The organism is Nocardia sp. NPDC049737 (genome assembly GCF_040674755.1).
GTDB lineage: Bacteria > Actinomycetota > Actinomycetes > Mycobacteriales > Mycobacteriaceae > Nocardia.
The window spans coordinates 162,810-174,859 of the sequence record NZ_JBFANH010000012.1; the positions used below are offsets into that span (position 1 = coordinate 162,810).

Genomic DNA, 12,050 nt, shown 5'->3' on the forward strand with positions numbered 1-12,050 from the left:
CGTGGCACCGAAGGGTGGCGCGCAGAAACCTTTGCTGCGGGACCTGATTCACATCAAGGAACACATCTCTACTCCTGACTTTGTGCTCGCGCTGGTGGAGGCGGTGTCTGATCCGGAGTCCATCGCGCGGGCGGTGCGCGAGTACGTGGTCACCGAGCAGCTGCTCACCAACTACGATCAGTCGCTCGCTCTGATCAAGTCCGCGCTCGACGGGCGTACTTCCAAGCCGACCTACCTGCACGGTTCGTTCGGTGCCGGTAAGTCGCACTTCATGGCAGTGCTGTACGCGCTGTTGTCGAACAATCCGGAGGCCCGGGCGCGCGCGGAGTTCGCGCCGGTGCTGGCGAAGCACGACTGGCTGCAGACCGAGGGACGCAAGTTCCTGCTCGTTCCGTACCACATGATGGGTGCTAAATCGCTGGAACAGCGGGTGCTCGGCGGGTATGTCGAGCATGTGCGTGCGCTGCACCCGGATGCGCCGCTGCCGCAGGTGTATCGCACCGACGCTCTGTTCGAAACTATCTCCGGGATGCGTTCCCGCCCAGGAGGCGAGGATTTCGTGCTCGCGGCACTCAACTCGCTCTACCAGGTGGACGAGGACGGCGAGGACGAGTGGGGCGACAAAGAGCCGGCCGATAAGGACGAGAGCGGCGAAGCCTTCTGGACCAGCGCCCGACTGAACGAGGCCATGGCCGCGCCCGAAGCGCACGAGCCCGGGGCGACACTCAATCTGGTCAAGCCGAAGACTCCCCAGGAGTTGCGCGCGAAGCTCGTCGGTGACGCCAGCGCCACCCTGGTCACCGGTTTCACCCGCGATGCCGCCGAGGACGAGCACGGTTTTATTTCGCTGGACCGCGGTCTGTCGGTCATCGCGCAGCACGCCAAGGACCATGGCGGCTATGACGGGCTGATTCTGTTCCTGGATGAGCTGGTGTTGTGGCTGCACACGCAGATGCACGACCACAAGTTCGTCGCCCGCGAGACCGCGAAGATGACGAACTTCCGGGAGGGTGGCGATACCCGTCGCGCCATCCCCATCGTGTCGTTCATCGCCCGTCAGCGGGACCCGCGGGAACTGTTGGGCGGCGAGGCATCCGGGGCGTACGAGGCGGCCATCCACGACAACCTCGAACTCGCCTCCGGGCGTTTCGACGTGATCGAGCTCGAAGACCGCAACCTGCCCGAGATCGCGCATGACCGGCTGCTCAAGCCGATCGACGATGACGCGAAGGCGCAGATCGACGCGGCGTTCGCCGCGACCAAGCGGGTCGGGCCGCAGGTATGGGATGCACTGCTCGGCTCCGACCAGTCCACCGGTGCGGACGAAGCATCCTTCAAGCACGCCTACCCGTTCTCCCCGGCGTTCTTGTCCACGATCGTCCACATGTCGACCGATCTGCAGCGCAATCGCACCGGTCTCAAGCTCATGGGCGAGTTGCTGGCGCAGCGGCGCGACAATCTGCGGCTGGGGCAGCTGGTTCCGCTGGGTGATCTGTACGAGGTGCTCACCGCGGGTGGGGACCGACCGTTCGTCGCCGATAAGCGGGTCATGTTCGAGGCGGCGGATCGGTTGTACCGCAACGATCTTCGCCCCTATCTGCGGCGACTTTACGAGGTCACGGAGGACGACGTCGATGCTTACCTGCATCGGCCCGACGAGCTCACCGACTTGAAGGTCGTCAATGGCTGCAAGCAGTTCGTCGCCGACAATCAGCTGCTGTGCACGCTGCTGCTGTCCGCGCTCGCTCCTGGGGCGTCGGCCTTGCATGAGCTCAATGCCCGAAAGCTGGGCGCACTCAACTACGGATCCATCTCCACACCCATTCAGGGCGCGGAAGTGGGCATCATCTCCAGCAAGATCGAGGAGTGGGCCGGCCAGTTCCCGGAGATCAAGCCCAGCGAGCCGGTTGGCAATCGTGGTGTGCGCCTGGAGCTCACCGGCATCAGCGTGGACTCCGTGCTCGCCAATGCCGGCGCCAATGACACTCGCGTCAACCGTGCGGCGCTCGCCAAACGTATATTGATCGACGAATTCGGTATCGAGCCTGCTGGCGACCGGTTCGGTCCCGACACTCTGCGGTTCGTCTGGCGTGGCTCGAACCGCCTCGTCGAAGTCGTGTTCGGCAATGTTCGCGACGAAAACGAACTGCCGGACAATGAACTTCAGCCGAGCGAGTCGAGCCTGTGGCGCCTCGTCATCGACTTGCCCTTCGATGAGGACGAGGATCACACCGCCCGCGAGGACGCCATGCGCATGCGGGAACTGCGCGACAAGCAGCAGGACCACCCAACGAACACCGTTGCGTGGCTTCCCGACCACCTGTCCAAGGCGCGCTGGGACAGCTTCCGGAAGCTGGTCGTCATCGACAAGGCGGTGGCGGACAAGGCGCGGTTCGACACCCAGTATGCCGCCACTCTCAGCGCCGACAACCGGGCTACCGCCTGGAATATGCTGCGCGAGCAGCGCGACACGTTGATGAACCAGATGCGGGCGGCGTTCAAGAAGGCGTACGGTCTCGACGAGAAGACCGAGACCGACGTGCAGAACGTCTTCCACGAGCATCTGCAACCGCTGCCTGAGATCCCGGATCTGCGTTTGCCGTTCGGTTCCACCATGCGCGACGGCGTCCGGCACATCGCTGGTCTCATGCTGGCCCACCAGTACCCCGCGCACCCGCATTTCGAAGACCCGGACTACCTGGAGCTAGCAGTCAAGCCCGCCGACGCGAAAACCGTGTTCGCCCATGTGCGGTCGGCTGCCGAGGCGCGCGACGGGCGGGTGGAGGTTCCGGCCAAGGACCGCAAGATCATGCGGCGCGTCGCGGGTCCGCTCGGACTCGGTGAGCAGAAGGAGGCATACTTCGAGCTGTCGCGGCGCTGGGCCGAGGAGTTCAACCGCTTTGCCGCCGAGGACGGTGTCACCGGCGATCTGAAGATCACCGACCTGGCCGACTGGACCGACCGCCCGCCGAACTCGCGTGGGCTGGACGATTTCCTGAAGAACCTGGTGATCGCCGCGTTCGCCGTGATGGACGATCGGGTGTGGGTGCGGGCAGGCCACCCTCAGGACACCACACCGGAGCCCAGTCAGCTGAAATCCATTGACGCACTGCGTAAACAGGCACTGCCCAGTGAATCCACCTGGGACACTGCTCGTGCGCGCTTCGAGACCATCGCCGGCGATAAGGCCCCCACGCTGCTGCGCGGTCCGATGGTGCAGCAACTCGCACGTAGGCTCATCGAGTTCGCGAACGGCGAGTATCGCGGACAGGCCGCAGATCTGGTGCGGCAGCTGGAGAGCCATGCCACGCTGCTCGGCCTCGATGGCTCCGAACGCCTGGCCACCGCGCAGCGTGCCGTCGCCCTGTTGTCGGCGATTTCCGCTGCAGGTGGCGGCGGTTCGGCCGCCGCCAAGCAGACCGTCGAAGCTTTCGCCGGGTTCGCCCTGGGCGAAGTGACCCCGCAGCAGTTGGGCGCGTCCATCAAACAAGCCCGCGCTGTGGCCACCGCGCTCGAGAACGCGCCGTGGGGCACGCTGAAGCTGTACCGCAAGCTCGGTGCCGATGGCGAACAGTTGCTCGAACAACTGCGGAAAACGGCCCGTGCCGACCAGTTCACCGCGGATCTGGTCGCTAAGCTGACCGACACCGCCGACGCCATCACCGCGGCGTTGGACACCGCGGAGCCCACCCCACCGCCCACGCCCCCGCACCGAGGCGATGACGTCGATCTGGCGGGACAGTCCAATCATCCCCCAGTGCCGGTCTCCGATCCGGATACGGGTCGTCCGTCCCGATCCGGTGCACGACGCTTTACTGCCGTGAACACGCACGCGGTCATTCGGGAAGTGACAGCGGAACTCGAGGAACTGGCGCGTCAGGACCCCAACGCACGCATAGTCCTGAGCTGGGAGGTGCAGTGAGCTCCGCATCCCCTGATTCTCGTTCCGGCGCACGACCTTTCACCGCACTGGCCTGGTGCGGCGCTGCAGCCTGGGAGGTATACGCGTGACCAGCACCCTGAGTCTGCCGTCCCTGCGTAACTCTGATGTCGCCCAATACCTTTCGACCAGTAGCAGCTTGACCGACGCGCTGGCCGGGAAAGGGCCACGTACTGTGGTTCTGCTGCGCGCCGTACCGGGGTGGGACGGACCGGTCGAGCTGACCATCGGCGGTCGACGAGTGCGACTGGCTGTGGCTCCATCTGTTCTCGGCGTACATGAACTCGTCCTCGAACACATGGATACGGATACCGAGCCGCCGGTGATGGTGGTGCTCACCGACCGTGAGCACGACGAGCTCGACCCGGCCATTCTCGCCCGCACCCATAGGCAACGGGTCAACCTGGTAGACCGCTGGGAGATGGTGCGAACCGCGTTCGGGGCCACCGACGTCGACGAGTGGCTCAAACGCGAGATGTGGGCGGCCGAGGCATTGCTCGACGCCGCCGGGCTCGACGGCTGGCCCCGGATTCCCGGCATGCTGTCGCGAGGAGAGGCATTGTCGGCGCTCGCGACCCGGCGCTTGCGGCTACCCAGGACCGACACCGACCGCATCGACCCGAACATTCTGCTGCAGTGGTCGCACACGGCGGGCAGCGCGGAAAGGCTGCTGGGCCTGCGCGATGCCGAACGCGACGGTTTGACGGCCTTTCTCACCGATACCGAACAAGCCGGTGAGGCCGGTGCGGTGATCCTGGACCTGATGCGTGCCGGGAATGGCGCCGACGCGCTCGCCTTCGGCCTGGTATGCGCGGCGCTGTGGCTGCACCCGCAACCGGACAACGCCACCTACCAGGCGCGTGGACGCGCCGAACGCCGGCTCGGTGACCGTCCTCCCGTCAGCGCCGACGAACTCGACCGTCGCATGGTCGTTTTCGCGCGCGTGTGCACCGCCTACTTCGACACCCAGCTCACCCGTGCTCACGACCGGCGCGCGTATCGGGTGAACGCTCCGTGGTCGGATACGGGGGCCGAGATCGACACCCCATGGACGTCCTCGGTTCGCGCCGCCCGCGAGATCGTCGATCCCGCACTCAAACGAGCCGCCGAACTGGTCCGCGAACTCGGTGCAGACACGGCCGCCGCGGCCAGCCCGATTCTGCGAGCCGGGCTCGAAGCTCGCTTCACGGCGGTCGGAAATGCCTTGGTTAGCAAAGATCCCCAGGCCGTCACCGCGGCGCTCGCGGAGTTGACCGATCACCGGCTTGCCGATGATCCCGAACTCGAGGTGCGTATCCGGCGGGTCGAAATGGCGCAGCGACTCAGCCGATGGCTGACGCCGGAACCGGATCCCGCCGTGGACACCGTGGCCGCGGCACTAGACCGGCACATGCGCGAGACCGCTTGGGTCGACCGGGCTCTCGACTACCTGGAGGCTGGTGGAGACTCCGATCCGGCCCTGAAGGTCCCTTACCGCGCCCTGATCAAGCGAGTCCGGGACCGCCGGCGCGAAATAGACCGCGAATTCGCCACCGCACTCGCGGTGTGGACGTCAGCGGGATCCGACCCGGGCGAGATGCTCACCGTGGAGACCTTCCTCACCCGCGTTGTCGCGCCGGTGGCCGCGCAGCGCAGGGTGATGCTGATCGTGGTGGATGGGATGAGCGCTGCCATCGCCACCGAACTCGCCGACGAATTGCACCGTGGCTGGGACGAATACGACCCGTACCCGGTCGGCGACATCCCCCGTCGTCGTGCCATGGCCGCGGCGCTGCCGAGCCTCACCGCGGTCTCCCGCACGAGCCTGTTCGCCGGAGTGCTCACGCATGGCGACCAGAGCGTCGAGCGCAAGCTGTTTCCGCAGCATCGTTTCCGAGGCAAGCAGCAGGCGCGCATCTTCCACAAGGACGACCTGCGTGCCGAGGATGGGCATCCCTTCGGCAAGGACCTCACCCACGCCCTGGCGGAACCCGGAACCCATATCGCGGTAGTCCTCAACACCATCGACGACCGGCTCGCCAAGGAACGCAAGCTCGGCGACCCGAGCTGGGAGCTGCGTGAGATCGGTGACCTCACAGCCCTGTTGCGTACCGCGGACGAACACAACATGGCCGTGATCATCACCAGCGACCACGGCCATGTCATCGACCGGCACAGCAAGCATGTCGACGTCCCCCGGGCGCAATCGGCCCGCCACCGTTGGCCTGACGGTTCCGGCCGGCTCGCGGAAGCCGAGATCGAGCTGTCCGGTCCGCGGGTGGTATGGACGCGCCCCGGAGAAACCGAGGCGCACCCCGGCGCTTCCATTGTCGCCTTGTGGGACAACGACTCCCGTTACAGTACGCAGAAGGCGGGCTACCACGGGGGCGCGGCGCTGGCGGAGATCACCATCCCGATCCTGGCGTTGGTGCCAGTCGGGATCGAGCCGCCCAAGGCATGGCTGCGTCGGGGGCTAAACGATCAGTCCCCCTACTGGTGGTGGCCGGACCGTCCCACCCCCGAGGTGGCCCGAGAACCCGAACGGACAACCACTCCCCAGCGCAAGACCGAACGCGCTGCACAGCAATATCCGCATGGCGTCGAACCGATGTTCGAGCTGCCTGAGGTTTCCCCGGCCGAGCCGGTGGCGAGCCGCGACGACACTTCCCGCGAGGATCTGGTGAGTCGGTTGCTGGCCTCGGAGACCTTCGCCGGGCAGCGCACCCTGCTGTCCCGCCCGCCGCAACCGCAGATGCTGGAGAAGGCTATCCGAGCACTGCTCGAGGGGCCTCTGCCCATCACCGCGCTCGCCCAGCGTGTCGGTTACCCGTCTACCCGCCCACCGGCAAGCTTCGCCGCCGTGTTGAGCCAGCTGCTCAACTACGACGGCATCACGGTGCTGGAGACCCTGCCCGACGGCCGCACTCTGAAACTGAATGAGGCTCGCCTGCGCACCCAATTCGGGCTATGACCGAACGCCGCGCCCCGCATGCGAGACTTGGCTCGTGAGTAGCGCGCAGCCCATGCCGGTAAGCGCGGCACGACGTCGCCTGGTCATCGACGCGCTGCGGCGGGGGGCCGTCCCCGAGTCGGGGCTTGACCTGCTCGCCACGGGGCTCGACCGGTTCGAAGCGGCCATCGACGCCGAACTCGACGCGGCGGCCTGCGGCGGGTCGGTGTTCAAAGCGGTGCGCGGCGAATACGGCTCCGGTAAGACGTTCTTCGCACGGTGGCTGGCCGAACGCGCCAAGCGACGCAACTTCGCCGTCTCCGAGATCCAGATCTCTGAGACCGAGACCCCGCTGCACAAGCTCGAGACGGTCTATCGACGCCTCACCGAACGGCTGACCACCTCCAGCTTCCCGCCCAGTGCCCTGCGCCCGGTGGTCGACGCCTGGTTCTTCGCGCTCGAGGAGGACGCGCTCGCCGACGGCGCAACGGACGCCGAACTACCTGACGCGGTGGAACAGCTCATGACCGCGCGACTGGCCGAGGTATCCAGGCACGCACCATCTTTCGCGGCCGCATTGCGCGGCTACCGGAACGCGACGCTGGCCGGTGACGAATCGACCGCAGCCGCCGTGCTGGCATGGCTGGGCGGTCAGCCGAATGTCGCTGCCGCGGCGCGACGCGCGGCCGGGGTGCGCGGTGACCTGGATCACTTCGGTGCTCTCGGCTTTCTGCAGGGGCTGTTGGTTGTGTTGCAAGACAGTGGCTACCGCGGCTTGCTGGTGGTCCTCGACGAAGTGGAGACGCTGCAGCGGGTGCGCTCCGATGCCCGCGACAAGGCCCTCAACGCCATGCGCCAGCTGATCGACGAGGTGTACTCGGGTCGCTTTCCGGGCGTGTACCTACTGATCACCGGAACGCCCGCCTTCTACGACGGGCAGCAGGGCGTGCAGCGGCTCGCGCCGCTGGCGCAGCGTCTGGCCACCGACTTCACCACCGACCCACGCTTCGACAACCCGCGGGCAGTGCAACTGCGACTGCCCGGGTTCACCCTGGACTCCTTGAGCCAGCTCGGAGTCACCATTCGTGACCTGTACGCCGACGACTCCGATCACGGGGACCGGATTCGGGCAGTCGCAGACAATGCCTACATCGCCGACCTGGCGACAGCGGTGGGCGGCGCATTGGGCGGCAAAGTCGGTGTGGCACCCCGGCTTTACCTGAAGAAGCTGGTCAGCGATGTGCTCGACCGCGTCGATCAGTATCCGGATTTCGATCCGCGCCAGCACTATCGGCTGACGGTGACGCCCACCGAACTCACCGCCGTCGAGCGAAATCTCACCCGTGCCAACGACATAGACCTCGACCTGTGAGCGAGGTGAACACAGCCCGAAACGCCGATCCGCTCGACCGGCTCGACCCGGTCGTCGTGCATCACATCGTCAACACCCTGGGCTGGCCCGACCTTCGGCCCCTTCAAAAGGCCGCCATCGAACCGCTGCTCGCCGGAGAAGACGCGGTCCTGCTCGCCCCGACTGCGGGCGGCAAAACCGAAGCCGCCTGCTTCCCACTGCTTTCGGCCATGGCGCAACGAGATTGGCGCGGGGTTTCCGTGCTGTATCTATGCCCGCTCAAGGCGCTGCTCAACAACCTCGTCGCCCGAATCGATGGATACGCTCAGTGGCTCGGCCGACGCGCCGCCCTCTGGCACGGCGATATCGGAGAATCCCAGCGCAACCGCATCCGCCGGGAACCCCCCGACATTCTGCTGACCACACCGGAATCCCTGGAAGCCATGCTGATCGGCGTGAAGACCGATCACGACGACCTGCTCGGCGGAGTTCGTGCTGTCGTCGTCGACGAGGTGCACGCCTTCGCCGGCGACGACCGTGGCTGGCACCTATTGGCGGTGTTGGAACGCCTCCAACGAGTGACTAGAGGACCCATCCAACGCGTGGGATTGTCAGCGACAGTAGGCAATCCACACGACCTGTTGACCTGGCTACAGGGCTCGGGGACTCGGGTGCGCCGGGGCCGGGTCGTCGCGCCGGATGTCGAGACATCCAAAGTCACGGCACACCAATCTGTTTCGCAATCACCACCGCCCGGCGAAGTCGAATTGGACTATGTCGGTTCGCTCGAAAATGCCGCCAAGGTGATCGCCACCCTGCACCGCGGCGAGAAACGCCTGGTGTTCTGCGATTCCCGCCGCCAGGTCGAAGAGCTCGGAGCCACGCTGCGGGCACGCGGGGTCGCGGTGTTCCTCTCACACGCCTCGCTGTCCGCCGACGAACGCCGCCGCGCCGAACAAGCCTTCGCCGAGGCCCGCGACACAGTCATCGTCGCCACCTCCACCCTCGAACTCGGCATCGACGTCGGCGACCTCGACCGAGTCATCCAGGTCGATGCGCCCGCCACCGTCGCTTCCTTCCTGCAGCGCATCGGCCGCACCGGGCGCCGGACCGGGAGCACACGCAACTGCCTGTTCCTCGCCACCAGCGACGATTCGCTGTTACAGGCAGCCGGGCTATTGCTGCTCTGGGGTCGCGGATGGGTGGAACCGGTCCAAGCCCCGCCACAACCGCGTCACCTTATTGCTCAGCAGATCCTCGCCGCAACCCTGCAACATGGCACCCTCGGTGACAGGGTCTGGGCTGAGCAATGGAACGGCTTGCCACCCTTCGACGGCTCCGCCGAACCGATCCTGCGGCACCTGATCAACGCCGGCTTCCTCGACAGTGATCAAGGTTTGCTTTTCATCGGTCCGGAAGCCGAGAAAAGGTTCGGACGCAGAAACTTCCTCGACCTCACCGCGGCCTTCACCGCCCCGCCGCAATTCACCGTGCTCGCCGGACGCCAGGAGATCGGCCAAACCGATGCCTCGATCCTCACCGACGACCGGCCCGGCCCACGGCTGCTTCTTCTCGCCGGGCGCAGCTGGCGCGTCACCTATATCGACTGGAAACGACGCCGCCTCTTCGTCGAACCAGCAGACGGTGGCGGAATCGCCAAATGGTCGACCCCTGGCCTGCGTGGCCTGTCTTTCGCCTTGACGCAGGCAATGCGGGATGTCATGTGCGGTTTCGACCCGCCGGTGTCCCTCACTCGTCGTGCGATTGCCGCCCTGGCAGATCAACGCGCCGAACGCGCAGCCACGGTCGCATCCGACGCCACCATCATCCAACGCAACGGAAGAACCGTCCGCTGGTGGACCTGGGCAGGCTTCCGCGCGAACGCAACTCTCGCCAACACCCTCGCGGCGGTCACCGAAACCGAGCAGCGCCCAACGGATCTTGTCATCCGGCTGCGACCCGATCTGACACCGGACATGTGGCGCGCAGCCCTAACTCGAGCCGACCTCGTGTTGCCGGCTGTGGATCCTCGCGCAGTCAACGGACTCAAGTTCGGCACGCTGCTGCCCGAGCACCTCGCGGCGGCGACCGTCGCGGCGCGTCTGGCGGACGATTCGGGCGCGCAGCAGATCATTCGGATGGCAACCCAATTCCTGAGCACACCGTGAGTACCTCACGCGCATGGATGCATTGCTGATGCTTGTCGCGCACAGGTTTCCTTACGGACGGCGGTATGCGACCGGAGCGACCCAGTGGAAGCCGTGGGTTTCAGCGCCAGTACCGCCCGGCTGATCGTGCACCGGGTCGGGCCCGCCGCCTGCTATCCGGCACAAGCCCGACTTGGGTGAACTGTTGCCCGTCTACCGATACGACGAGACGCTCATCGACCGCCTCTTGACCCGCAGCCAGAACCTTTGCGGCTCAGACTTTCACGTCACACGTTTGCTCGCTGGGTGGGGGTTCGCGCCTCGGTGCTATCAGGGGGTCGTCGCAGTTGATGGCTCTCGCGAAAATCGTTCGGCCGTCGCGCAATTCCAGTCGGCCCGACAGTGCATGACTGAAACCGCCCGGTTGTGTGTACGCCGCACGGACCTGCCCGCGAAGGCCCTGCTCAACTTCGTTGCGGACGAGCTCGGGCAACTCGATCCAGACGATCCGATCAGCGGTGTTCTCGGTGTCGATCCTCGAATCATCGTGGTGGCCATCCGCCACAAGTCTCCAGTCCTCTTCGGATAACCTGCCAGTTCGGCTCGGTGAGGTTGCCTGTCAGCGATCACGGTTATGCTGCGAAGGCTGGTTTCAGCCGGGGTCTGCCGCATCATGAACGGGGGTTGCGAGTCAAATGTCTGATATCGATCCGTCGGCCGTGTTGCGGTCGGAGATCGCAGCATACTACGCGGGTTTCGGGCAGCCCGAGATGCTGCGCGCGGCGTTTGAGCAGGCGCTGCTGGTGGTGCCGCTGATCGAGCAGGACAGGGTGTTTACTTCCCAGGTCGGTGGCGTCGACTGGATTTGTGCGTTCACCAGCGTCGAGGAGTACGCCCGCTACATGAGTGCCCGCGGGGTCGATCCGGACCAGCAGTACCGCTATCACACACTGCTCGGCAGCCGCCTCGCCGAGTACGCGGCAAGCCGGGCCGAGCCGACCGGAGTCGCTGTCGATATGGCGGGCACAGCACCAATGGCGTTCCCGCCGAACGTTTCCGAGACCTCCCTCGCTGGTGATGGGAACCGCTGATGGGTGAGCAGCTCAATGTCGATCCTGCGGTGTTGCAGCAGGCCGCGGATGGGATCACCGGTGTCATCAGTGAACTGTCCGATCTCGGTGTCGGCGAGACGGGGGCGATGGGCCGAGGGTTTTCGCTGTTGACGTTGTCGCCGATGCAGGCGGGTAAGTCCTCGGTGCAGAATTCGTTCGAGACGTTCACCGAGCGGTGGTCGTGGGGTGTGCGCGCGTTGGTGCAGGCGGGCAATGCGATCGCGCAAACGTTGGGGTTGGCTGCGGGCCGCTATCACATCATGGATGAGAAGTTCTCGAACACGTTCAAGGAGATCACCAGCCATCTGATCGGCAACCCGCATCTGTCGAACGAGGAGATCGACAAAAGGTCGTGGGGAGAGACCCTGGCCGATAACCAGTACAACCAGATCCGCAACCGCGACTACAGCGCCGAGTCGTTCCAGAACGCGTTCAACCAGATCGGCACCAACATCGAGGTCATTCAGGCGGTGGGCCCGGACGCGCTCGCTGGCGCAGTGCCCGGGGTTCACTGGAATACCGGGGCGGCGCAGCGGGCCGCTGAGATTCGTAACGGGCAAGGGGGGTAATA

Annotated in this window: 7 protein-coding genes; all 7 read left to right on the top strand. The window is 65.7% G+C overall.

What is annotated here, in order from left to right; translation table 11 throughout:
• Position 1: 1 nt before the first annotated feature.
• The 7 genes from AB0J47_RS18295 to AB0J47_RS18325 all read left to right on the top strand — a co-directional run bounded on the left by AB0J47_RS18295 (position 2) and on the right by AB0J47_RS18325 (position 12,048).
• Entirely contained in the window at positions 2-3,922 is a 3,921-nt protein-coding gene (locus AB0J47_RS18295) for a phage resistance protein (RefSeq protein ID WP_364346820.1), read from the top strand.
• A gap of 85 nt (positions 3,923-4,007) precedes the next feature.
• The gene (pglZ, locus tag AB0J47_RS18300; protein WP_364346822.1) at positions 4,008-6,890 is read left to right on the top strand and encodes a BREX-2 system phosphatase PglZ; all 2,883 of its coding nucleotides are present in this window, start codon (positions 4,008-4,010) and stop codon (positions 6,888-6,890) included.
• Between the two features lie 52 nt (positions 6,891-6,942).
• Positions 6,943-8,241 (top strand): BREX system ATP-binding protein BrxD, encoded by a 1,299-nt coding sequence (gene brxD, locus AB0J47_RS18305; protein WP_364346970.1) that lies wholly within the window; start codon positions 6,943-6,945, stop codon positions 8,239-8,241.
• Positions 8,238-10,388, top strand: a complete 2,151-nt coding sequence (locus AB0J47_RS18310) for a DEAD/DEAH box helicase (protein ID WP_364346824.1) — start codon at positions 8,238-8,240, stop codon at positions 10,386-10,388. The genes brxD and AB0J47_RS18310 overlap by 4 nt, the downstream gene beginning before the upstream one ends.
• A 172-nt stretch (positions 10,389-10,560) precedes the next feature.
• Positions 10,561-10,956 (top strand): hypothetical protein, encoded by a 396-nt coding sequence (locus AB0J47_RS18315; RefSeq protein WP_364346826.1) that lies wholly within the window; start codon positions 10,561-10,563, stop codon positions 10,954-10,956.
• Positions 10,957-11,062: 106 nt separating this feature from the next.
• Positions 11,063-11,458 carry an SseB family protein gene (locus AB0J47_RS18320; protein WP_364346828.1) on the top strand — a complete coding sequence of 132 codons (396 nt, stop codon included), beginning with the start codon at positions 11,063-11,065 and terminating at the stop codon, positions 11,456-11,458.
• Positions 11,458-12,048 carry a hypothetical protein gene (locus tag AB0J47_RS18325; protein ID WP_364346830.1) on the top strand — a complete coding sequence of 197 codons (591 nt, stop codon included), beginning with the start codon at positions 11,458-11,460 and terminating at the stop codon, positions 12,046-12,048. Before AB0J47_RS18320 ends, AB0J47_RS18325 begins: the two co-directional genes overlap by 1 nt.
• Positions 12,049-12,050: the final 2 nt, after the last annotated feature.